The organism is Mucilaginibacter conchicola (assembly GCF_003432115.1).
GTDB lineage: Bacteria > Bacteroidota > Bacteroidia > Sphingobacteriales > Sphingobacteriaceae > Mucilaginibacter > Mucilaginibacter conchicola.
Window position 1 is genome coordinate 2014362 of record NZ_QWDC01000001.1, and the last position, 23714, is coordinate 2038075.

Here is a 23714-nt window from a genome sequence, read left to right on the forward strand (position 1 = left end):
CGTTGTAAAAATTAAGCCAATGATTCAGTTCCTGTGTTTCTTACTTTCACCTGGTAACCAATGCCCGGTTGTACGTTAAGCTCTTCAAGTACGTAGTAAGTTCTTTCGCTTTGCAGTGCTTTGTACACTTCAGAGTTTTTATCGTTACGGTTACCGAAGATGATAGCGTTTGCAGAGCAGGTTTGCTGACAAGCCATTTTGATCTCGCCATCTTGCAGAGGGCGTTTTTCCATTTTAGCTTTCAGTTTACCGGCTTGTATACGTTGTACACACATTGAACATTTCTCCATTACACCACGGAAACGGGTAGTAACGTCTGGGTTTAACACCAGTTGAGTATGCTCGTTGTTCAGGTAGTTATCAAAACGTGAGTCGTTCCAGTAGTTGAACCAGTTGAAACGACGTACTTTGTACGGACAGTTGTTTGCACAGTAACGTGTACCAACACAACGGTTGTAAGCCATCTGGTTTAAACCTTCTGATGAGTGTACAGTTGCTAATACCGGACATACGGTCTCACACGGAGCGTGGTCACAGTGCTGGCAAAGCATTGGTTGGTGAACTACGGTTACATTGCTGAAATCTTCCAGTTTGGCAATTTCTTTCTCTTTAGTAACCATACCTGTGCGCTCGTCTGCTTCAGCTTCGCCATTTTTGTCAAAGCTGTAGTAACGGTCAATACGGATCCAGTGCATCTCGCGGCGGCGACCAACTTCTTCTTTACCCACAACAGGTACGTTGTTCTCAGCGCTACAAGCAACCACACAAGCACCACAACCGGTACAAGCGTTAAGGTCAATAGCCATTACCCAGTCATAAACAGGGCGAGCGTGGATGTGGTCGTTATTGGTATTTTCCCAAAGATCGTATTTCTTGTGTTCGCCCTCTTCTTCGCCTTTACCAGCCTCAGGGTTCTTTTTGTACTCAGCGAAAGTAGTTTCGCGGATAACGTTACGGCCCTCGTAAGAGTGGTGGGTTTGGGTTTGAGAAAGCGGGAAAGTATCACCTGTAGATTCTATAGTAGCTTGTGCAATAGTTTGGAACGTACCGTTTAAGAAGCTATAGAAAGGGAATGCATTTTTACCTACACCATCACCTACTTTACCTGCAGCTGTACGGCCGTAACCAACAGCGATAGATATCGTATCAGGAGCCTGGCCCGGTTGCTCAAGAACCGGAAGCTCAACGGTGTAACCGTTTGCAGTAACTTTAACTACACCAAACTCATCTAAACCTAATTTCTTAGCATCAGATGGTGCCATGGCCACAAAGTTATCCCAGGTAACTTTTGATACCGGATCTGGCAACTCTTGTAACCAAGGGTTGTTTGAACGTTTACCATCGCGCATTGCGTTGTTCTGGTAAACCTGTAATTCAACTTTTTTACCAGCTAAGCTTACACCTTCGCCCAGTTTAGCGCTTTGGCTGAAAATGGTTTGTGCAACGGCGTTAAGATCAAGGCTGAAGTTATAAGTACCGGCTGCAACTGGTGCTGCTTTAACAAAACCTGTTTGCAGCAAAGTTTCCCAGCCAGCCTGGCCAGATAGGCCACCAATAGCCAATAATTTTGTATTCCAGTTGTTACGTACGTAGGTGTAGTAATCTTTAGCTGTGTTATCGCTCCATACCAAAAGGCTTGTTTCTGCCTGGCGGGTATTGTAAACCGGGTTAATAGCCGGTTGGATTACAGTGTAATAACCTTCAATAGCGCTGTCATCACCCCATGACTCAAGGTAATGGTGGTTTGGAGCAACTACGTTACAAAGTGCAGCAGTTTCATCAGCGTGGTCAGAGAAAGATACTTTTAAACGTACTTTTTTCAATGCACCAGCAACAGCAGCTGTTGAATGGTAGTCATAAGCAGGGTTAGCATCCAGGAAGATAGCTGCACCTACATTACCACCTTTTGCAGCAGCAATAAATTCAACAATATCGCTATCGTTACCGGCGTACTGGCGAGATGGGTTATCCAAATCAATAGTAGTGCCGTAGCTACCCAATAATGAGTTGATAGCATTAACCAAAACCTGTGTAGCTACATCGTTTGAACCGCAAACAACCAGTGCGCGGCCTTTAGCTGCTTTCAGTTCGTTTGCCGCAATTTTAATAGCTGTATCAGCTTTTGTATTGCTTAACTTTTTAGAACCCGGTAAAGTAGTACCGCTGATAGCGTTGTACAGGTTTACCAACGCAGGGCCTTCTTCTGAAGGTTTGATGGCTATACGCGCATCAGCGTTGGTACCGGTCATGCTCATACCGCTTTCGAACTGGATGTGACGTGACATCTTTTTCTCTTCAAGCGATTTTAAATTTCTGTTTGATACGTACTGGCGGGTAAACTCCTCGCCAGAGATCCATGTACCAAGGAAATCAGCACCGAAGCTTACAATTACATCAGCCTTATCAAAGTTGTAGTGTGGCAATACGGCTTTACCAAAGCTGTTTTGGTTAGCTTTGATGATACCGGTATATGATACTGCATCGTACGTTACGTGTTTTGCAGTAGGGTATTTTGTGATGAAATCAGCAATTACAGCCTGGGTTGAAGGGCTTGATTTGGTTGCTGTTACAATGCTGATGGTTTTACCTGCTGCTACAACTGCTGCAAGTTCGCTTTTTACAAAAGCATCCACTTGTGCCCAACCACTGGTTGAACCGTTAAGCATTGGGTCCTGCACGCGGTTAGTATCATACAGGTCAAGTACTGATGCCTGGCCCTGTGCACTTAAACCACCTTTTGAAAGCAGGTCATTAGGGTTACCTTCTACTTTAATAGGGCGGCCTTCGCGGGTTTTAACCAATATGGCGTTACCTTCAAAAGTTGAGGTATAGTAGTTAGCTACACCCGGGGTAACCTCTTCAGGTTTTACCAGGTAAGGGATTGATTTGTGTACAGGTACTTTTTGGCAAGCTGCTAAAGTAACGGCACCCACACCAAAGCCTAAAGCTTTTAAGAAATCGCGGCGAGGGGTTTTTGCTGATAAGCCACCACCGCTAAGCACTTCCTCGATAGGAATTGGCTCAGCAAATTCGTGTTTATTTTTCTCAACAAATTCTGGTGTTCTGTTTAGTTCTTCTAAACCTTTCCAGTATTTTTTATTGCTATCCATTTAAGTTATATAAACTGTAATGTACGTTCTTGATAAATATTAATAGTGACACTTAGCACACTCAATACCACCTAATACTGCGGCAGTAACTTTCTCGCCTTTCTTGATCTTATCATGAGCAGCAAGTATGCTATCGTAGTAAGCATTGCCTTTACCGTTAACTTCGGTACGCTTGTGGCACTGGATACACCATTTCATGGTTAGTGGAGAGTATTGGTAAACCTCTTTCATCTCCTGAACCTGACCGTGACAAGTTTGGCATTTGATGCCACCAACTTTAACGTGTTGTGAGTGGTTAAAGTAAGCCAGATCCGGCAGGTTGTGTATACGCACCCATTGGATAGGCTTAGCTTTAGTGCTATCGTATTTAGCTGTATTTGGATCATAACCCAATGCGTCATAGATCTTGTGGATCTCAGCAGATTCGGTTTTAACTGATTTGTGACAGTTCATACAGATGTTCAATGACGGGATCGAAGCATTTTTACCTTTAAACGCAGCCACGTGACAGTACTGACACTCGATTTTCATTACACCGGCGTGTAACTCATGCGAGTATTTGATAGGTTGTACCGGTTGGTATCCCTGGTGAACGTTGGTGTTCCACAAGGTTACCCATTGCCAGCTACCCATTGCTATGGTACCGCAAACTACTATAAAGAATACCAGTTTTTTATTCTTGATTATCTTTTTGAAGATAGCAGTACGGTCGGCTTTTGCTTTCTCTTCTTCCTCATCCTCTTCTACCAAAGCAACACCACCTTTGTTAAGCAATAAACGCTCAAGAGTGCCAATAACTTTGTTTAAAACAAGGATAACGATGAATGCGATAACAATTACGCCGATCAAACCCCAAACTACAACTGAGCTTGGGCCTTTGTCTTCTGTAGCGGTATCACCACCTGCAGGCTTAGGAGCTTCTTGGATCTTTTTCCATTCGGTGCGTACGTAAGTAATAACGTTGCTTACGTCTGCATCGCTAAGGTCTTCAAACGAGGTCATCGGTGTACCGTTAAATTCGTTGAAGATCTTAACTGCTTTCGGATTTTTAGCCGCAACAAGAGCCTGGCTATTTTGAACCCACTTGATCAGGTAAGCGTCGTCAGTTTCTTCTGTAAGCTGCGGACCTAAGGCCGGGCCGGTCATACGGGTCTCAATTTTGTGACACGCCGTACATTTGGCTTTAAAAATAGCTTCACCTTTTGCAGCGTCTGCCTGCGCGTGGGCATTAAACCCTGCAGCAACCAAACCGGCTACCAGTAAAACCGACCTTGAAAACTGTTTAAGAATCAATGAGATATTTCTCATAAAGTGTATTTATGCTAAATAATTTTTATTTTAAGTGTTAAACCGTAGTTGTGATGTATGTTTTAGCCACTTTTTCAGGCACAAAAGTATAACTTTATATACTATCGCTGACAATTTAATGACAGCAATATTTAATTTATAATCGTTCTAAATTGAACTGAAAACCCCTTAAAATTTGCGTAAATGGCTTTTTTAATATCTCCCTGATTTTTAATCAGAAAAATGGGTGTTGCCACTCATTTTAACAACTCAGATATTATTTTATCATCTGTAAAGCGAGTACTCATACTGCTAATAATCTCATCCCGGTATACTCATCGCCCAATAACCAACTACCTGAGGTTATTGTTTTGCACAATTAATCGCCTATTCTACGGCTTCAACAGTTGGATTTAGTAATTAGAAAAAATTTAATGGTCACGTAAAATTACGTGGTTTATTAACTCCCGCTTTTAATCTTATTACATCCTATGAGCCTAAACCAACTTAAGCACCGCTACCGGTCTTTTGCAAGTATGATTCTTTTATCTGCTGCCTGCGCCTTTATTTATAGTTGCCGGAAAGACACGCAGCAACAAACCCAACAAACAATTTCAGAGAACATTGCAGCAAAAGTTAATGTTGAAGAACTACAGAAAGCTTACACCGCAGCAACCAAAAGCAATTTAACCACCAACGGGACATCGGGCAATAAATGGTATAACCTTATCCATAATTATGAGGTGGACTGGAATAACTATACTGTGCAAAAAAGGCGCGATAGCAGTATCATCGCCGAGTTCCCGGTTAAAGATGATGCCGAAGTGTATAGCTTAAAAGCAGATAGTGGTAAAACACCGCCGCTTGCTAATAAAACCAATGTGGTATTTATAAAATATAAGGATGGCCGCATGCTCAGCTTTTTTGCCAAGGTGATAGAAGATCTGTCATTTAAGGATAGCCAGTCGGTAATTGATCAGCTACATTACAACAATATACCTGGCAGCTTTAGCGGTGCCATTTTTTATTACACCCTAAGCGGGCAATTTATTAATGGCGAAAGCTTTCTACTGGGCGTACGTACCGGAGATATTAGCTTTACCGAGAGCGGCACCCGCCCGCCGGCGGTGAACAGCATGGGTACACATAACGTGAGTGTATGTACTACTACTACTTTAATTAAGTGGACCTGCTGGAAACAGCCTCAGGACGACGGGACATTTTTATACAAAGACTGCACACAAACCATTGTCGGCTCTATTACAACCTGTTCAAGTGATACCGGTACCGGCGTGGGCGGAGACCAGGGTGGCAGCGGCGGTGGCGGTACGCCAAAGCCTTGCGGTCCCACTACTCCGCCATCACCTATTACCAATGTTGAATCGATCTCAAATGGGCGTAGAACTGTGCAAAATGTTCCACCGCCGCCGGTGGGTGGTGGTGATGGCGGTGGTACAGGTGGTGGCACTCCTTGCCCAACTAATCCGTCAACCGGCACGCCTGATCCGAGCCCTACATTTGGACTTAATAATTCGAACGCAGTTATTCCTGATTCGAACTTCGATAATTTCTTAGACTTCCTTGATTCTAAAAACATAGAGTACACCAATCCATATAATGACATAGCCGTTATTGATGGTGTAGGCTATGCCGGCCAAATTACCGACGTAAAGCTTCCTGATGGCAAGGTTCTCCATTATTTCAGTCCGGATGAAAGTAGAGGCCCTTTCCAAACAGGTTTTGAGTATTCATTAGGTTTAGAGAAAATTAACTCAAATATTGTTGATACTCAAAATAGTGTAAGTATTGTCGGCATTGTTGTACCGAGCGCATCATCCTATCTTGGTAATGTCACCGTTATCTCCAAGCCTTTAACTACCGGTGGCGGAGGTGTTTCTTTAACTACTCAACAACGAAAGGCTTTAGAAACTGACGATAACAATCGTGTGCTGCAAATATTACAGCAGGAAGATGCAAACGATGATGTTGCGGCAAGCCCATGTCATGGTACGGCCAGAAATGGCAATGTAAAATGGCCGGGCACTATTGAACACTGGCTGATTCAATATGATTACATCGCCGAAAACCCGTTGGCGCTGAGAGAATATATAGTACCTGGCTCCAGCGGCAAACTTAATGGGAACCCAGGCTATGCTGATATTGTAAATCCGGCCTCGGGTGAAATGTTTGAGATCAAACCGGATAATCCTTCAGGAGATGCAGCAGGAGTAGCTGAAATCGCTCTTTATGTAAACATGGCTAATGTCTCATGTCCAAGAACCGTAGGTGGTGGATGGTCCACAGGTCAGAATTATTCTGCACGCGATTTACCAGATCCTCGGAATCCTACAAAAATCATTCATGTCAGATTGGCGAAGCCTGGAGTAATTCTTTATAGTTCAGAAACTCGCAATGGATTACCGGAGCTTACGCCTGTGATAATTCCTGAAAATTTAATAGAGAAAATAAAGAAATTATTTACGCAAATACGTTCAAATCCTAACAGCATGCAGCCACAGATAATTACGTTTGTAAGGGAAAACCCTAAAATAATTCCTTACTTAAAAGGCACAGCGGCAGCCGTTATAATAGGTACTATTTTGGAAGATGTAGTTACAGAAGGAGCTGGCATTGCTGATGACTGGCAAAGTTTTATAATAGCTCGAGCTTTATGGCGTGTAAGCAACACTATTATTATTCTCTAACAGCTTTGATAAGATTTAACTATATTAAATTGGTTACTTAATTTTCTTGATATATAATTTAACCTGAATAACAAATCCAGTAATGAAAACACTTTTTGTCGATACTCGCTCAACCGTTGATTCATTAATGTTTGCATACAGCTTAAAGGCATCTGAAGAATTTATTAATTGCGCTGACAAACAACTAACAGACATATTTATAGAAAGAACCGGAGTTACTCCAGGAAAAAATGTATGTATATCCTTAGCAAAGCATTATACTGGTGCCCCAATTTATACAGATTACCTAATAAAGGGCAGCAATTTCCTTGGCCGAAAATTAATGATCAACCTCTATGTAAATCATTCATGGCTCCCGATAACAATTCTTTGGAAATCAAAAACTAAGAAGGATTACAAATTGCACGATACTAATATCGATTGCGATGATATTGAATTTTGGTTTGAAGAACTGGACGTTGCGTTGATACATAAACAGCTGTATCCAAATGTAAAGCTCCCGTTTAAATTAAAAGATCTGAGCTATGAGTTGGTAGTGACCCGTATTAACATGGATGCTACGATAGAAATAAAATTAAAGCCTGAACATCAATCAGTAGCCGACAAAATTATCAACGAAGTTGATAGCTTTATAGCGAAGTTTAATGAAGATTCAGAAAAGAAAGATCGCAAATATGGTGTAATATATAACTGGACACCTAAAATTGAGCTGGGCAATATCGTTTTTGATATCAACCTCGGTTCAACAGGGCCATACTTCTTTAAGAAACTATTCCCGTTTCTATCAGAATTAAATTACTTTGAAAGAATTGAATTGTGTTAAAAACAACAAAGCCCTTAAAAATTTAAGGGCTTTGTTGCGTTTGTATTATTGCCCCAATATCCAGGCGAAGATCAACGGGGCTACTATGGTAGCATCACTTTCTACGATAAACTTAGGTGTATCTATATCCAGCTTACCCCAGGTTATCTTCTCGTTTGGCACCGCGCCCGAGTATGAACCGTAAGAGGTGGTTGAGTCTGAGATTTGGCAGAAATAGCTCCAGAACGGGATGTTCTCCATCTCCATATCCTGGTAAAGCATTGGCACCACGCAGATAGGGAAATCGCCGGCAATACCGCCACCTATCTGGAAGAAACCTATACCCTTACCTTCTGAGTTTTTAACATACCAGTCGGCCAGCCATGCCATGTATTCGATACCGCTTTTCATGGTGGTGGCTTTTATCTCATTCTTGATCACATAAGATGCAAAAATGTTACCCATGGTTGAGTCTTCCCATCCTGGTACCACAATTGGCAGGTCGCGTTCGGCAGCCGCCAGCATCCACGAGTTTTTAGGATCTATCTCGTAGTACTGCTCCAATTCGCCGCTCATTAGTATTTTGTACATGTACTCGTGCGGGAAATAACGCTCGCCTGCGGTATCAGCATCTTTCCATATTTTGTGGATGTGCTTCTGTAGACGGCGGAAAGCTTCCTCCTCGGGGATACAGGTATCGGTTACGCGGTTGTAGTGGTTTTCTAAAAGGTCCCACTCATCCTGCGGACTAAGATCGCGGTAGTTTGGCACGCGCTTGTAGTGCGAGTGCGCTACCAGGTTCATGATATCTTCTTCGAGGTTGGCACCTGTACAAGAGATAATGTCAATTTTTCCCTGGCGTATCATTTCGGCAAGCGAAATACCTAACTCGGCGGTGCTCATAGCGCCGGCAAGTGTAACCATCATTTTGCCGCCTTCGGTAAGGTGGGTTTCGTAACCTTTGGCTGCATCTACCAAAGCTGCTGCGTTAAAATGCAGGTAGTTTTTCTCAATAAACTGAGAAATTGGGCCTTTTGCTGTACTCATTTTATTCCTCTAAAATTATTTTGCAAAAGTAGCTATTTTGCGCACACCTGAATTTTAAATTACAAATTCGGTCAAAACAATGCCTTAACATTTACCTTTATGGCATATACCGCATGAAAAAACACCTTACAACCATAGTTCTTGTACTACTTTTTGCCCCGGCCTTTGCCCAAACCAACCTGTTGCCCAAGTTTATACGCCGTATGTATTTTGAAAAAGATACCACCAAACGCCCAAGCTTTGTACTGCTGCCTGTGCTAAGTTCGGCACCCGAGACGGGTTTGGAAATTGGCGGCTCGGGTCTATATTCTTTTTATACCGATACAACAAGCAACTTCACCCGCGTATCAAACATATTTGCCTATGCTACCATTACCACTAAAGGCCAAAGCCGCCTAAACCTGAGCAGCAGTTATTGGACACCCGGCAACCGATACCATTGTACAGGCGCTATTAACTACATTAATTTTCCGTTTGATTTTTATGGCATAGGCAACAACACTGCTAAAACCGATGCCGACCGCCTTGGCCAGAAACGCCTGCGGGTAACTTTTAGTGCCGAAAAGAGATTTGGCAAACACATCTACGCCGGCCTTGTTGGCGGCGGCTATTATTATCGTTTTAACGACCAGGAAACCGGCGGCATTTACACCACCAACCAGACAATTGAAGGCAAAGGCGGCGGCAACATCCTGTACGTTGGCCCCACCCTTATATTTGATAATCGAAACAACAATACTTATACCACAAAAGGCACGCTGTTCACCAGTTACTTCAACTACATGAATGGCATTGGCAACACCAGTGGTTACCACGGCGGCCTGCTTAATATGGAAGTGGCGCAGTTCTTTAGCTTGGGCAAAAAGTTGGTGCTCGGCTTCAACGTACAAAGCCAGCACCTTACCGGCAACGAATCGCCGTTTTACCTGCTACCCGCTATGGGCAGTGACGAGTTGATGCGCGGTTATTACAACGGCCGTTTCCGCGACCGCAATTACCTGGCCGGCCAAACCGAACTGCGTTACCGCTTTACCGAGCGCATAGGCATTGTAGGTTTTGCCGCTACCGGCGAAGTGTTTAATAAAGATTTTGATATCAATCATCTTAAACCCAATTACGGCGGCGGCCTGCGCTATTTCTTTGATGTGCAAAAAGGCCTCAGCGTACGCGTAGATTACGGCGTTGGCGAAAAACGTCCCGGCGAAAGCAGACAAAGCGGCCTATATGTGGGATTGGGAGAAGCGTTTTAAAATCTCATCCGTCATTGCGAGCGTAGCGTGGCAATGACGGGTTGGGTAAAGAAAATAAAAATGTCATTTCGAACGAGGTACGAGGAGAAATCTTCTACTGTTTAAGTATCGCTTGCAGAAAATTTCTCCTCGCTGTCGCTTGTTCGAAATGACAACGTGTTTATTTAAAGAAGAAGCTGTCTTGTTTCTTGACTCTCACTTCTTGACTCTCTTAAATTACCTCCAGCTCTTATACTGATTGATCAAACCGTTAGTTGATGAATCATGGCTGGTAACATCGGCATCATCTTTCAACTCAGGCAGGATCTTGCCGGCCAGTTGTTTGCCCAGTTCAACACCCCATTGGTCAAAACTGTAGATATCCCAGATGATGCCCTGGGTAAATATTTTATGCTCATACATGGCTATCAATGAACCGAATACGCGCGGAGTTATCTTTTTAACCAGTATAGAGTTGGTTGGGCGGTTACCTTCAAACACTTTGAACGGTGCTATCTGGGCTATCTCCTCTTCGTTTTTGCCAGCCTTTTTCAACTCATCAATCACTACCTCTTCGGTTTTCCCGTTCATTAACGCTTCAGTTTGTGCAAAGAAGTTTGACAATAACATCTGGTGATGCTCGCCAAGCGGGTTATGTGATTGCGCCGGTGCGATGAAGTCACACGGGATCAATTTGGTACCCTGGTGTATTAATTGGTAAAATGCGTGCTGGCCGTTGGTACCAGGCTCGCCCCAGATAACCGGGCCGGTTTGGTAATCAACATGCTTGCCGTTACGATCAACATGTTTACCGTTGCTTTCCATATCGCCTTGTTGGAAGTATGCGGCAAAGCGGTGCATATATTGATCATACGGAAGGATGGCTTGAGTCTCTGCCTCAAAGAAGTTATTGTGCCAGATACCTACCAACGCCAATATGGCCGGCAGGTTTTGCTCAATAGGTGCAGTTTTAAAGTGCTCATCCATAGCATGGGCACCGTCAAGCAGCTCAATAAAGTTATCGTAACCTACGCTCAGTACGATTGATAAACCGATAGCGCTCCATAACGAGTAGCGGCCACCAACCCAGTCCCAAAACTCGAACATATTGGCAGTATCTATACCAAATTCAGATACGCCTTTGCTGTTGGTTGATAGCGCAGCAAAGTGTTTAGCCACATCTTCCTGTTTACCACCCGCTTTAATGAACCAGTCGCGCGCGCTGTGGGCGTTGGCCATGGTCTCTTGAGTAGTAAAGGTTTTAGAAGCGATGAGGAACAGTGTCGTTTCCGGATCTACTTCCTTTAAGGTCTCCACTATATGGGTTGCATCAACATTTGATACAAAGTGAAGGTTCAAGTGGTTCTTGTAAGGTTTCAAAGCCTCGGTCACCATAACCGGGCCGAGGTCAGAACCACCTATGCCGATATTCACTACATCAGTGATAGCTTTGCCGGTATAACCTTTCCATGTGCCGGAGATGATCTTTTCGCTAAAGTCTTTCATCTGTTGCAGCACGCGGTTCACATCAGGCATTACATCTTTGCCATCCACCAAAATTGGCGTATTGCTGCGGTTACGCAGGGCAATGTGCAGTACCGGGCGGCCTTCGGTAACGTTTATTTTCTTGCCGCTAAACATTGCTTCAATTGCCTCATTTAAACCACACTCGCGAGCCAACTGTATCAAAAGGGCTATAGTTTCATCGTCAATACGGTTCTTGGAGTAATCAAGCAAAATGTCTTCAAACTGAAGCGAAAATTTCTCAAAACGTTCACTATCAGCTTCAAAAAGTTCTTTCAGGCTTTTGGCTACAATATCAATGTAGTGGTCAGTAAGGTACTTGTAAGCCTGGGTAGAGGTAAGATCAATATTTGGCAACATAATTGGAATGAGTTTTAACAAATGTAATAAGATAAACCAAGGCAGCTAATCAAAGTTTTTAAATGCTGCCAAAGGTTACATCAGCGTGGCATACTTAGTGTTTAACACACACTTATCAATTGTCATATTAATAAAATATTTGCCGATACATTGCGACATCACATTGGGTGTGGCAAAATTTTTGTCCTAATTTTAAATAGGTTAAGAAATCATAACGATTTTGTAAATCTGCCATTAACACATAAAACCATGTTTGAAAAACTCTTTATGCTTGTAAAAAATAACGCCGGCAAGGCTGTTATTGAAAATCCGGTTATTCTGGAGAAAGACCGTGATGCCGTTATGAATGATGCCTCAAGCTCTATCATCGAAGTTTTAAAGAACCAGATGGATAGTGGTAAACTGAAAGACCTGGTAAAGTATTTTCAGTACCCAAGCATCTACCAAAACCCGCTTATTGACAGCGCCGTAAACCGTTTTACCAATAAGCTGAACAATTACTATAATATTACCATAGAGAAAGCAACCGAAATTGCCCATGATCTGATTCCGCCGGTAATGCAGGAGATGATCAAACAATCTAAACAGGAAGAGAAAAACAACGACTTTAGTTTAAGCGCCATTTTGACCAAATTAAGCGGCAATATGGATATGACACCGCTGTTGCAACAGCTTCGCATCGCTTAATTTAAAAGATCAAAAAAGAGTTTTTACTAAAAAGGCTTGGGTTGCACATTGCAATTTGAGCCTTTTTATTTTTGCGAGTACCAATTTTATATATTTGCCTTTATGACAAAAGACAACATCCAGGATTTAAGGGACAGAGTAACGTCCCTGAGGAGGCATCTTTGACATCGATACCAAACTCGATGCGATGCAAAAGGAACAGGATATAACCATAGGCCCCAACTTTTGGGACCATCCTAAAGAAGCTGAAAAAGTACTGGCTTCTATCAAAACAAAAAAGGTTTGGACAGACGCTTTCCAAAAGGTTTCTTCAATTGTTGAAGACACTAACGTATTGTTTGAATTTTACCAGGGCGGCGATGCTACCGAGGCTGAGATGAAAGACCAGTTTGATGATGCGGTTACCGCAGTTGAAGAGCTGGAATTTAAGAACATGCTGAGCGCCGAAGAAGATCAGCTGAATGCCGTACTGCAAATAACTGCCGGCGCCGGTGGTACCGAAAGCTGCGATTGGGCCGGAATGCTGATGCGTATGTACATTATGTGGGGCGAAAAGAACGGCTACAAAGTTACCGAGCAAGATTACCAGGAAGGTGATGTTGCCGGTGTTAAAACCGTTACCCTGCAATTTGAAGGCGACTTTTCATACGGATACTTGAAAGGCGAGAATGGTGTGCACCGCTTAGTGCGTGTTTCTCCGTTTGATGCCAACGCCAAACGCCATACCTCATTTGCCTCAGTATATGTTTACCCGCTGGTTGATGATACCATCGAGATTGAGATAAACCCTGCGGATATTGAGTTTGAGACCTTCCGATCAGGCGGTGCCGGTGGGCAGAACGTGAATAAGGTAGAGACGGCCGTTCGCCTTTACCACAAACCATCGGGCATTATTATCAAGAACCAGGAATCGCGCTCGCAGTTACAGAATAAGGATAACGCCATGCGTTTGCTAAAATCGCAGTTGTACGAGATAGAGATGCGCAAGCGCCAGGAAACCACCAACGCCATAGAGGGCAATAAAAAGAAAATTGAGTGGGGCAGCCAGATCCGCAACTACGTATTACACCCATACAAACTGGTGAAAGATCTACGCACCGACCACGAAACATCAAACGCCCAAGCAGTGCTTGATGGCGAGCTGAACGAGTTCCTGAAGGCTTACCTGATGGAGTTTGGCGGAAGCAAATAAAGGCCTCTGAGAAATTGACTCGCCCCTGCCCCTCGCTGCTGCACAAAGAAGGGTTAATTTTCTCACTCTCTTTTTGCGCAGCAAAGATAGGGTCGACCAGCGTAGCGATGTCGGGGTGAGTAAAATAATGAGAAACGATACTGCACACCACAGTATCGTTTTTTGTTGGCAGATGTTGTACCTTGCTTTTACCAATTATTTATGATGAAAAACTTATTAACTGCTTTAGTTCTGACAGCTTCAACATTGGCGGCATCTGCCCAGCAGCAAACTCCGCTTCCATTATATCCCAAAGGTGTACCTAATTCTAAGCCCACACCGGCAACTTACAAGGAAACTTCTAATGACCGTACCTGGATAACCAAAGTAAGTGTACCCACCCTTACCCCCTACCTGCCTGCCAAAGGCACTGCTAACGGTACGGCAGTAGTGATCTGTCCGGGTGGTGCGTATGCGGGATTGGCCTATGCCCACGAGGGTATAGCCATTGCGCAAGAGTTTAATAAAATAGGGGTTACCGCCTTCCTGTTAAAATACCGACTGCCAAGCGACAGCATTATGACCGATAAAAGCATTGGCTCGTTGCAGGATGGGCAACGCGCCATCCAAATGGTAAGGCAGAACGCAACTAAATGGGGTATTAACCCGCAAAGGGTTGGTATCATCGGCTTCTCGGCAGGCGGCCACCTTGCATCAACCGAAGGAACTCATTTTGATAAAGTAGTTATTGATAATAAAGACAACATCAGCGTACGCCCCGATTTTATGATGCTGATATACCCGGTGATCTCTTTCGGAGAGAAAGCACACGTAGGCTCGCGGGAAAACCTGATAGGGAAAGATGCTACTCAACAGCAAATAGACCTGTACTCGAACGAAAAACAGGTAACTGCCAATACCCCGCCCACCTTTATTGTATTTGCCGAGGACGACGATGTTGTGCCGGTTGAGAATGGAATATTAATGTATAATGCCCTCCTTCAGAATAAAGTGCCGGTTGAGATGCACCTAATGCCTAAAGGCGGCCACGGATTTGGGCTGAACAATCCAAAAACTAAAGCCAAATGGTTTGATTGGGCTAAGGGTTGGATAGATGATAATGGGTGGTTGAGTAAATAAGCAAATATGAGAAAGTTATTCTTTATATTTTACTTGATATTTACCGGCGTTTATGCCGGTGCGCAAGATTTAAACCAGCGCTTGTATAAAGCAGTGGCGGCTAAAGATACCTTAGCAGTAGAAAAATTACTTAGTAGCGGGGCTGATGCTAATTATAAACCTAAAATGGGGCAGGCCGAAATGAACTTGCTTAGCGTTGCCGTTACAAAAAACGACTTTAAATGTGTAAAGCTACTGATAGACCACAAGGCTAATGTTGACGGCAGGGACTGGTTTAATACAACGCCACTAATGTACGCCGCTAATGGCGGTAACTTAGAGATAATCAAATACCTTCTGCAAAAGGGGGCCGATGTTAAAGCAAACGATGGGCAGGGAAATACAGTTCTGTCGGCAGCCAAAGAGAAGAATAACCCTGAAGTTATAAAACTCATTGAGGATAAGCTGAAAGAATGACTTGCGCTCTTCCTAACACTCCGGCAAGCTTATCGGAATATTAATAGCCAGCCCGCCGTCGGCGGTTTCTTTGTATTTGGAGTTCATGTCCTGGGCAGTTTGCCACATGGTTTTCACTACGGCATCCAAGCTTACTTTGGCTTTATCCGGGTTACTTTGCAGTGCAAGCTGACTGGCGGTAATAGCTTTTATCGCGCCCATGGTGTTACGCTCTATGCAGGGTACTTGCACCAGTCCGCCTATGGGGTCACAGGTCATGCCGAGGTGATGTTCCATGGCTATTTCGGCAGCCATTAAAACCTGACGCTGACTTCCGCCAAGGCATTCGGTTAAGGCCGCTGCGGCCATGGCTGATGATACACCTATCTCTGCCTGGCAGCCACCCATTGCCGCCGATATGGTTGCACCTTTTTTAAATATGCTACCGATCTCTGAAGCAACAAATAAGAACTGGATTATCTTCTCCTCGCTAAAGCCATCGCAAAACGAGATAAAGTATTGCAGTACTGCCGGTATAACACCCGCAGCGCCGTTGGTAGGCGCGGTAACCACTCTGCCGAACGAGGCATTCTCCTCATTAACGGCCAAAGCAAAACAGCTTACCCAATCCAGGATATTTTGAAAACCCTGGCCAGTTTGGCGCATAGCATCAACCCAGCCTTTGTAGTCCTCATAAGGGATGCCTTTAACAAGGCGTTTGTTCAGTTTTGATGCACGGCGGGCAACGTTCAGTCCGCCCGGCAGGTAACCAGCGGTGTGACAGCCGCGGTACATGCACTCCTGCATTACCCGGAAAATATCCAGTACACCTTTGCGTGTATCTTGTTCGGTACGCCAGGCCGATTCATTTTCCATCACCACCTCAGAGATCTTTAGGCCGGTTTTGCGGCACCAGTGCAGCAGGTCACCGGCGGTATCTATCGGGAACGGCAGATCAACCTCTGTCTTCGTCGCGCTTTGCTCATCTTCTTTCACCACAAAGCCACCACCTATAGAATAGTAGGTGCCAGATATGGCAGTTTCATCTTGCAAGAAAGCTTGAAACGTTACGCCGTTAGGGTGAAATGGCAGACTCTCGGCAAAAAGGAATAGCAGGTCATCAGCAGCCGAAAAATTTATCTCATGTGTACCGCCTAAAGCCAGCTGATGCGAGTTGGTGATATCAGCAATTTTGCTGTCTATTTTATCTACCTCAAAAGTAACCGGATCATCACCACTTAAACCAAGTAAAATGGCTATATCGGTACCGTGACCTTTGCCTGTTTTTGCCAGCGAACCATAAAGCAGTACTTTAAGTTGCACTACTTTCTGCAAAGCTCCGCGTTCGGCAATCAATTCGACGAATTGTTGCGCAGCACGCCAGGGGCCAAGCGTATGCGAACTTGATGGCCCAATGCCAATTTTAAACATGTCAAATACGGAAATTTGCTCGCGCTGCTGCATGCTTCAAAATTAGGGAATAATAAAGAGATTATGGATTAAAACAGGATGTCATTTCGAGCGAGCGGAAGAAGGCGGCATGGGAGAACGGGCGACGAGAAATCTTGTTAGTTATGCTAAGCAATCCGCCTTTCATGAATAACAAGATTTCTCCTTGCTGTCGCCCGTTCGAAATGACAATCGTTCAAGTGCTAACTATTCGTTCTGTTCACCAAAGCCTGTATCAGCTCTGCGCCGCTTGGGTCACCAGTACCGGGCAGCTTAACGCCGGCGGCGGAGAGACTCTTTACAATGGTTTCCTGCAAGTAGATCTTGGTTGAAAGGTAGTTTGATGGCTCTACCCATACGTTCACTATAAAGCGCATGCCGTCGCCCTCAAGCGCACTTACTCCAACGCGGGTTATCGGATCGGTAAGTACTTCGGGTGTACTTTTGATAATATCATTGATGATGCCTTTCACTTGTTCAATATCTACCGCATAGCCAAGTTTCAGCTCAAAATCAAGGCGGCGCTTATGCTCGCGGGTAATGTTTACTATTACCTCGTTAAACAACTTCCCGTTGGGGATGATGACGGTTTTATTATCAGCAGTAAGCAATACGGTGTAGAATAACTGGATCGAAGTTACGCCACCTTCCTGGCCTTGTGCTTTTATGCTATCGCCAACGGCAAATGGTTTTAATAAGAGTATCAAAACCCCACCCGCAAAATTCTGCAACGTGCCTGATAAGGCTAAACCAGCGGCCACACCCAACGCACCAATAACGGTATTAATGAGTGTAAGCTCAAAACCCATATAGTTGAGCACGCTCACGGTGAGCAGCACATACATGGCTGTTATAGAAAGACTGAGAATAAATGGTTGCAGTGAAGAGCTAACCTTGCGGTGGCTTAAGCGCTTTAATAAGCGTGCGCGTATAAATGATATTACCCAAAGGCCAACCAGGAAAAATATGATGCCTATTGCGTAAACCGGGCCTCTGTTAATTAGCCAGTGGTGGAAAGTATTGTAGAATGTTTCGAGCTCCATAGCGGGAGCCAAAATAAAGAATATTTATTAACTGTAAAGGGCTACAAATAGCTCGGGGCCTTTAAACAGCACCCACTCTACCACCTTGCTGTGTAAATGTCTTTTTTTATGCACTATTTGTTTCATGCCTCAACAAATGCAAATGCTATGCCTTGGGAAACGAAATTCAAATTATGTAACAAACATTTAACATTGCTTAACAAAACGGCCTCTTATTAAACACTTTAATGACAAAAAGCGCCCCTAAAAAGCACCAAGCCGCGTTTTAAACAAGAAACCCTTGTACGTTTTACCATACAAGGGTTTTTTATTTAGTCCGTAAGTCTAAAGTAGTTAGTCTAAAGTCTTTTTGACTTCGGACTAAGAGCTTTTGACTTTAGACTTTATATTTCAGTCATGAGACTTCTGACTTTCGACTTCAGACTCAAGACTTACAACAGATTATTACATCATGCCGCCCATGCCGCCACCCATTGGTGGAGCACCAGCTTTATCATCTTCAGGCTCGTCTGCTAACACACACTCGGTAGTTAACAACATTGAAGCGATAGAAGCAGCGTTTTCTAATGCAACACGGCTTACTTTAGTTGGGTCGATAACACCAGCACCGATCAGGTTTTCAAATTTGTCGGTACGTGCGTTGTAACCAAAGTCGGCAGTGCCTTCTTTAACTTTTTGTACGATGATAGAACCTTCGATACCAGCGTTCTCGCAGATCTGGCGAAGAGGCTCTTCAATAGCACGACGGATGATCTGGATACCAGTGTTCTCGTCTTCGTTAGCACCTTTAAGATCGGTTAATGAAGCAACCGCACGGATGAAGGCAACGCCACCACCAGCTACAATACCTTCTTCAACCGCAGCGCGGGTTGCGTGTAAAGCATCGTCAACACGGTCTTTTTTCTCTTTCATCTCAACTTCAGATGCAGCACCGATGTATAATACGGCAACACCACCTGATAGTTTAGCTAAACGCTCTTGTAATTTTTCTTTATCGTAATCAGATGTAGTAGTTTCTATCTGCGCACGGATCTCGCCTACACGGCCTTTGATCTGCTCAGCATCACCGGCACCGTTTACGATAGTAGTATTGTCTTTATCGATAGAGATCTTTTCAGCCTGGCCTAACATTGAAAGGTCAGCGCTTTCCAGTTTGTAACCGCGCTCTTCAGAGATAACGGTACCACCAGTTAACACAGCAATATCTTCTAACATTGCTTTACGACGATCGCCAAAACCTGGTGCTTTAACAGCAGCAACTTTAAGTGAACCACGAATCTTGTTAACTACCAATGTAGCTAATGCTTCACCGTCTAAATCTTCAGCAATGATCAAAAGTGGTTTGCCGGTTTGTACTTGTTTTTCCAATATTGGCAACAACTCTTTCATTGAAGAGATCTTTTTATCGTAGATCAAAATGTAAGGGCTATCTAATTCCACTTCCATTTTATCAGAGTTGGTTACAAAGTACGGAGAAAGGTAACCACGGTCAAACTGCATACCTTCTACAGTTTTAACTTCAGTTTCGGTACCTTTTGCTTCTTCAACAGTGATAACACCAGAAGTACCTACTTTTTGCATCGCCTCAGCAATTAACGAACCGATAACCTCGTCGTTGTTAGCTGAGATAGAACCAACTTGTTTAATTTTATTGTTGTCTTCGCCTACAGTTTGTGATTGCTCTTTTAAGTTAGCAACAACCTGTGCAACAGCTTTATCAATACCGCGTTTCAAATCCATTGGATTTGCACCTGCAGCAACGTTTTTAATACCTGCAGTAACAATAGCCTGCGCTAAAACGGTTGCAGTAGTAGTACCATCACCTGCAATATCAGCAGTTTTAGAAGCTACCTCTTTAACCATTTGTGCACCCATGTTTTCGATAGGGTCTTTCAGTTCAATTTCTTTTGCTACAGTAACACCGTCTTTAGTAACTGCCGGTGAACCAAATTTTTTGTCGATAATTACGTGACGACCTTTAGGGCCTAAAGTAACTTTTACGGCGTTAGCCAGGATATCAACACCGCGTTTTAATGTATCGCGGGCTTCAACGTTATATTTAACTTGTTTTGCCATGTTTTTAATTTCGATTTATTGAATTATCGATTTATTGAATTGATCGTAATTCATTAACATTTAATTTTTTAGTTCAACGAAGTGAAAAATCAATAATTCAATCCTTCACTAATTCAATGATTGTTTACAGAACAACGTAGATATCGCTCTCTCTCATGATAAGATAATCCTTGCCTTCAAATGGGAATTCCTGACCGGCAAATTTTCCGTAAAGCACTTTATCGCCAACTTTAACAGTCATTGGGATAAGAGCGCCAGACTGGTCAGAGTAACGGCCCGGGCCTACAGCGATAACGGTACCGTACTGAGGTTTCTCTTGCGCTGTCTCCGGGATGTAGATACCTGAAGCGGTTTTGGTTTCAGCGGGAGCAGGCTCAACTAAAATCCTATCTCCAATAGGTTTTGCATTTAATGACATACTAATCTTATTTTGTAATTATATAATTTAAGTTTTTGTGCTTTGCGTTTCACAGCAATTGTGCCAAGCAAGCCGAGGCGCTAAAATTGGCATAATTTTCTGTTTTATTGTCACTTTTTGTTGTATTTGGTTACAACTGGTTAAAGTGAACTTAAACCCGGGTGTCATCGTGTCAGTCAGGATAGCTCCTACGGAGCAAAAATTATTTATTTACTTTTCTACAAAGCGGTAGCCTCTACGAGGCATTCTCTGACACTATTCTCACTGAAAGAATTACCTTAACCCGATAAATGTCCTGTAAGGACAACCGCTTTGTAGTTGATTACCTATTATCTTCTTTTGCTCCGTAGGAGCTACCCACCCCTACGTTTACGCAGGGGATTACACCGGCCTAAAACACAAAAGGCTTTGGACGTATCCAAAGCCTTTCGCTAATATTATTTACCGCTTAAATTATTGAGCAGGTTTTTTAGCTGGTGCCGGTGCATTATTAGCAGGTGCAGGTACGCTTAATGGCGTAGTAGCAGGCGCTGCAGATGGTTTAGATGCTTTTTTTATCTGCTCCATTAAAGCAGGGTCTTCTGATTTTTGCGCACCACCTTTAACAGATACGTTGATAACAAGCGATAATACCATAATACCTATTGCAAGTACCCAAGTACCTTTTTCAAGGAAATCGCCGGTTTTTTGTACACCCATTAATTGAGATGAACCTGAAAAGTTTGACGCCAAACCGCCGCCTTTAGGGTTTTGAATTAATACGATAAGGCCTAAAAGCACACATAAAATTATCGTGATGACGATGAATACTAAATACATTTCTTTTTATATCAATTGGTTTTCTTTTCTAACTCTTCAATCCGGGCTGCAAAGTACGTACTTTTTTCCGGGAATTTCAATATTAATTTTTTATAAGTAGCTATCGCTTTATGATATAGCATCTGGTCGGCGTAGATGCGGGCCAGGGTTTCGGTCACTACCTCGTTGCTGTCTTCAGAGCTGCGTTTTGCCTTATTCTCGTTATCCAATTTATCTGCCGATAATGGCTTTATCTGCGGATCGGCCTGGATAAAGCGTTCAATTATCACATCTTCTTTCTTCTCCGGGTCAAACTCTAAGCGCTCAGGATCGCTATCGCGCTCTACACCACTAACAGATGTAAGACTGAAGATATTTTCAAAATATTGCTGTTGCAATTCATCAGCACGTTTAAGGCCGTCAACATTTCCGCCGCCTGCGGTTGTTTGTACACCTCTTTCGGCATAAGGCCTTAGGTTTTCGGCATGCTCCTTACGGGTTTTATTTAACCACCACAAGAAAGTGTAAGGCATTTTATCATCATCGTAACGCGATACATGGTTCGGGTCGATGGTGTGGCCACTGGTTGCCTGTTCTGCCTGCGCAGCAGGTTGCACCGGTTCAGGTGTTTTTTCTTCTACAGGGGCAGGTTCTGCTTTCGGCTCTTCGGGCTTAAATTTAGGCGCAACGTAGCCACTTGCTTCGCGCAGTTCATCAAGCTTTTTATCAAACGATAAATAATCACCGCCAACAATGCCGCCTAATATTAACTTTTCTTCTTCGTCTTTTACTTCACGGTAATCCTGTACAGGCTCCGTTGCAGCATCTGCCGGCTGGTGAAACTGTACTGATGGCTGCTGCACCTCTTCATCCTGCTCAGGCTCAGCTTCCGGTTCGCTAAAGCGGTGCTCGGTAGCAGTATCGGCGTTAGGCTCTTCAGTTACCGGCTTAAAACCAATATCATCAATGCCAACAATCTCATCGTAAACCTCGTCCTCAATAGGCTCGGCTGCTTTCGGTTCTTCAGGCTCCGGCGCAACCGGATTTTCACGTTTAGGAAAACGGGATGAGAAACGGTATTCAGATTCGGCAGGCGCTTGTTTTTCAGTCAAAGATTGCGCTTGTTCAACAGGTGCTTCTGCAACGGGTTGCTCGGTTTCTTTGATTTGCGCTTGCTGTTGCTCTGCAGGAATTTCTTCAGTAGAGATCTTATTTTCTGCAGGTTGTTCTGCTACCTCTTCCGGTTGAGATTCTGTATGTTCAGCTGCAGACGCTATAGCTTCTTGTATTTGTTCTGGTGTACTAAAAACTTGGGGAGCTTCGGCAATCTCATTAAGAGGTTCTTCATCTATCGGTTCGCCAAAACGTTGCTCAGGAGCTATCTCATCTGTAACTATCTCCCGCGTTTCTTCAGGAATCGGAATCTCGGTTACGTCGTCAGGTTGCTCTTCAATTACGGGTTCGGTAACATGCACTTCTTCTGCAACTTCTTGCTCTTCGTCAACAAAAGCAACGGTTTCTGGTTCTCGTATCGCCTCATAGGGGTCTACAATAACGGTGTCTTCTACCGGCGCTGCTTGTTGTTCATGAACCGGTACAACAAATTCATTTTTAGGTACCCAAGTAAGATCTGTAACACTACCGGCCTCAACTGCAGGTAGCCCCTGCGGATCACTGATAAGCTTATGCAGTAACCGCGGATCAATATAAGTAGCAGCCTTGCTTGCTGATGGCCCACCTTTTGCACGGGCCGTTAGCACTTGCAAAATGGCGCTTTGCGGATGATCGCTAACTAAACGCTCTAAACTTTGCAGATAAGATGCGCCCTCATCGGCAGGATTAGCCAACAAGGTCCAGAAAATTTCTTTTTGCCTGTTATCGATGTATTGATCCACTTTAATTAATTCCAGTTGGCAAATGCCCTGTTAAAAATATCTTCGGTGAGCTGCTTATTAATATCGGCTATCAATGCCTGCTCTTGCGAGGCTATATCACCACTATAATTCGCAAAACGCGTAAAAGTTTCATCAAAACTAAGCTTTTTATCGGCATCATAGGTATATTTTACCTGAACGGTTATTGTTAAACGGCTTGCACCCGCTATTGGGCGCTCACCACCGGTTGTTGCCTGTATTGATATTGGCGCTATAGTGTAGCCTGTTATGGCCCCGCTTAAAGTAGCATTAGCTTCGCCTCGTACGATGTTTATATTAGTAGTACTACGGATACGGTTCTTTAGCGCCTCGGTAAATTGCTGGCTTAAGGTTGGTACAACCAGCTGGGCATTATTCTCAAAAAACTCAACATCAATAGTTTTTAGCTCCGGCGGGATAGATGCCCCGCTAAGTGATAATTTATACGCGCATGATGTAAAGAGCAACACCACCACATACATCCCGGTCAATAACTTTAACAATAGCTGTCTGCTCATTA

The 23714-nt window shown here is 43.7% G+C and carries 18 protein-coding genes; 7 read left to right on the plus strand and 11 right to left on the minus strand.

Translation table 11 applies throughout. The features are described from left to right. Positions 1-11: 11 nt before the first annotated feature. Positions 12-3110 carry a TAT-variant-translocated molybdopterin oxidoreductase gene (locus D0C36_RS09115; protein ID WP_117391208.1) on the minus strand — a complete coding sequence of 1033 codons (3099 nt, stop codon included), beginning with the start codon at positions 3108-3110 and terminating at the stop codon, positions 12-14. A 39-nt stretch (positions 3111-3149) separates the two neighbouring features. Next, positions 3150-4418 (minus strand): cytochrome c3 family protein, encoded by a 1269-nt coding sequence (locus tag D0C36_RS09120; RefSeq protein WP_117391209.1) that lies wholly within the window; start codon positions 4416-4418, stop codon positions 3150-3152. Between the two features lie 470 nt (positions 4419-4888). Between D0C36_RS09120 and D0C36_RS24370 the strand changes: the two genes are divergently transcribed. Both D0C36_RS24370 and D0C36_RS09135 read left to right on the plus strand, forming a co-directional pair. Further along, on the plus strand, positions 4889-7102 hold the full coding sequence (locus tag D0C36_RS24370; protein ID WP_147321970.1) for a hypothetical protein: 2214 nt from the start codon (positions 4889-4891) through the stop codon (positions 7100-7102). Positions 7103-7184: 82 nt separating this feature from the next. Then, positions 7185-7925, plus strand: coding sequence for a hypothetical protein (locus tag D0C36_RS09135; RefSeq protein ID WP_147321971.1), 741 nt, complete (start codon positions 7185-7187; stop codon positions 7923-7925). A 45-nt stretch (positions 7926-7970) separates the two neighbouring features. Here the strand turns inward: D0C36_RS09135 and D0C36_RS09140 are convergent, their stop codons facing one another. Continuing rightward, positions 7971-8951, minus strand: a complete 981-nt coding sequence (locus D0C36_RS09140; protein WP_117391213.1) for a deoxyhypusine synthase family protein — start codon at positions 8949-8951, stop codon at positions 7971-7973. Between the two features lie 113 nt (positions 8952-9064). Between D0C36_RS09140 and D0C36_RS09145 the strand changes: the two genes are divergently transcribed. After that, on the plus strand, positions 9065-10201 hold the full coding sequence (locus D0C36_RS09145; protein WP_117391214.1) for a BamA/TamA family outer membrane protein: 1137 nt from the start codon (positions 9065-9067) through the stop codon (positions 10199-10201). Positions 10202-10417: 216 nt separating this feature from the next. On the opposite strand, the gene pgi is transcribed toward D0C36_RS09145, so the two are convergent. Continuing rightward, positions 10418-12064 (minus strand): glucose-6-phosphate isomerase, encoded by a 1647-nt coding sequence (pgi, locus tag D0C36_RS09150; RefSeq protein WP_117391215.1) that lies wholly within the window; start codon positions 12062-12064, stop codon positions 10418-10420. Positions 12065-12313: 249 nt separating this feature from the next. On the opposite strand from pgi, the gene D0C36_RS09155 reads away from it, so the two are divergent. The 4 genes from D0C36_RS09155 to D0C36_RS09170 all read left to right on the plus strand — a co-directional run bounded on the left by D0C36_RS09155 (position 12314) and on the right by D0C36_RS09170 (position 15518). Further along, positions 12314-12751, plus strand: coding sequence for a hypothetical protein (locus D0C36_RS09155; protein WP_117391216.1), 438 nt, complete (start codon positions 12314-12316; stop codon positions 12749-12751). A gap of 102 nt (positions 12752-12853) precedes the next feature. Continuing rightward, positions 12854-13943 (plus strand): peptide chain release factor 2 gene (prfB, locus tag D0C36_RS09160; protein ID WP_117391416.1). Its coding sequence is split into 2 segments (ribosomal slippage): positions 12854-12913 and positions 12915-13943, totalling 1089 coding nucleotides; the frame shifts between segments, so codons are not numbered across the junction. 201 nt (positions 13944-14144) lie between these two features. Continuing rightward, entirely contained in the window at positions 14145-15062 is a 918-nt protein-coding gene (locus D0C36_RS09165) for an alpha/beta hydrolase (RefSeq protein ID WP_317126766.1), read from the plus strand. Positions 15063-15068: 6 nt separating this feature from the next. Continuing rightward, complete coding sequence (locus D0C36_RS09170; RefSeq protein WP_117391217.1) at positions 15069-15518, plus strand: ankyrin repeat domain-containing protein; 450 nt, start codon at positions 15069-15071, stop codon at positions 15516-15518. Between the two features lie 12 nt (positions 15519-15530). Here the strand turns inward: D0C36_RS09170 and D0C36_RS09175 are convergent, their stop codons facing one another. From D0C36_RS09175 to D0C36_RS09205, 7 genes are all read right to left on the minus strand, one after another. Next, entirely contained in the window at positions 15531-16961 is a 1431-nt protein-coding gene (locus D0C36_RS09175; protein WP_117391218.1) for an L-serine ammonia-lyase, read from the minus strand. 188 nt (positions 16962-17149) lie between these two features. Further along, positions 17150-17989 (minus strand): mechanosensitive ion channel family protein, encoded by an 840-nt coding sequence (locus tag D0C36_RS09180; protein WP_117391219.1) that lies wholly within the window; start codon positions 17987-17989, stop codon positions 17150-17152. Positions 17990-18433: 444 nt separating this feature from the next. Further along, positions 18434-20065, minus strand: a complete 1632-nt coding sequence (gene groL / locus D0C36_RS09185) for a chaperonin GroEL (RefSeq protein ID WP_117391220.1) — start codon at positions 20063-20065, stop codon at positions 18434-18436. 124 nt (positions 20066-20189) lie between these two features. Then, positions 20190-20483: a co-chaperone GroES gene (locus D0C36_RS09190; RefSeq protein WP_117391221.1), complete on the minus strand. Its 294-nt coding sequence runs from the start codon at positions 20481-20483 to the stop codon at positions 20190-20192. Positions 20484-20936: 453 nt separating this feature from the next. Next, positions 20937-21302, minus strand: a complete 366-nt coding sequence (secG, locus tag D0C36_RS09195) for a preprotein translocase subunit SecG (protein ID WP_117391222.1) — start codon at positions 21300-21302, stop codon at positions 20937-20939. An 11-nt stretch (positions 21303-21313) separates the two neighbouring features. Then, positions 21314-23176 (minus strand): putative sodium/potassium/calcium exchanger, encoded by a 1863-nt coding sequence (locus D0C36_RS09200; RefSeq protein WP_117391223.1) that lies wholly within the window; start codon positions 23174-23176, stop codon positions 21314-21316. A 5-nt stretch (positions 23177-23181) separates the two neighbouring features. Further along, the gene (locus tag D0C36_RS09205) at positions 23182-23712 is read right to left on the minus strand and encodes an LptE family protein (protein WP_117391224.1); all 531 of its coding nucleotides are present in this window, start codon (positions 23710-23712) and stop codon (positions 23182-23184) included. Positions 23713-23714: the final 2 nt, after the last annotated feature.

Coding starts and splice junctions, on each gene's coding strand:
- D0C36_RS09115 (WP_117391208.1), bottom strand. CDS start 3,110: ATGGATAGCAATAAAAAATACTGGAAAGGTTTAGAAGAACTAAACAGA.
- D0C36_RS09120 (WP_117391209.1), bottom strand. CDS start 4,418: ATGAGAAATATCTCATTGATTCTTAAACAGTTTTCAAGGTCGGTTTTA.
- D0C36_RS24370 (WP_147321970.1), top strand. CDS start 4,889: ATGAGCCTAAACCAACTTAAGCACCGCTACCGGTCTTTTGCAAGTATG.
- D0C36_RS09135 (WP_147321971.1), top strand. CDS start 7,185: ATGAAAACACTTTTTGTCGATACTCGCTCAACCGTTGATTCATTAATG.
- D0C36_RS09140 (WP_117391213.1), bottom strand. CDS start 8,951: ATGAGTACAGCAAAAGGCCCAATTTCTCAGTTTATTGAGAAAAACTAC.
- D0C36_RS09145 (WP_117391214.1), top strand. CDS start 9,065: ATGAAAAAACACCTTACAACCATAGTTCTTGTACTACTTTTTGCCCCG.
- pgi (WP_117391215.1), bottom strand. CDS start 12,064: ATGTTGCCAAATATTGATCTTACCTCTACCCAGGCTTACAAGTACCTT.
- D0C36_RS09155 (WP_117391216.1), top strand. CDS start 12,314: ATGTTTGAAAAACTCTTTATGCTTGTAAAAAATAACGCCGGCAAGGCT.
- D0C36_RS09165 (WP_317126766.1), top strand. CDS start 14,145: ATGATGAAAAACTTATTAACTGCTTTAGTTCTGACAGCTTCAACATTG.
- D0C36_RS09170 (WP_117391217.1), top strand. CDS start 15,069: ATGAGAAAGTTATTCTTTATATTTTACTTGATATTTACCGGCGTTTAT.
- D0C36_RS09175 (WP_117391218.1), bottom strand. CDS start 16,961: ATGCAGCAGCGCGAGCAAATTTCCGTATTTGACATGTTTAAAATTGGC.
- D0C36_RS09180 (WP_117391219.1), bottom strand. CDS start 17,989: ATGGAGCTCGAAACATTCTACAATACTTTCCACCACTGGCTAATTAAC.
- groL (WP_117391220.1), bottom strand. CDS start 20,065: ATGGCAAAACAAGTTAAATATAACGTTGAAGCCCGCGATACATTAAAA.
- D0C36_RS09190 (WP_117391221.1), bottom strand. CDS start 20,483: ATGTCATTAAATGCAAAACCTATTGGAGATAGGATTTTAGTTGAGCCT.
- secG (WP_117391222.1), bottom strand. CDS start 21,302: ATGTATTTAGTATTCATCGTCATCACGATAATTTTATGTGTGCTTTTA.
- D0C36_RS09205 (WP_117391224.1), bottom strand. CDS start 23,712: ATGAGCAGACAGCTATTGTTAAAGTTATTGACCGGGATGTATGTGGTG.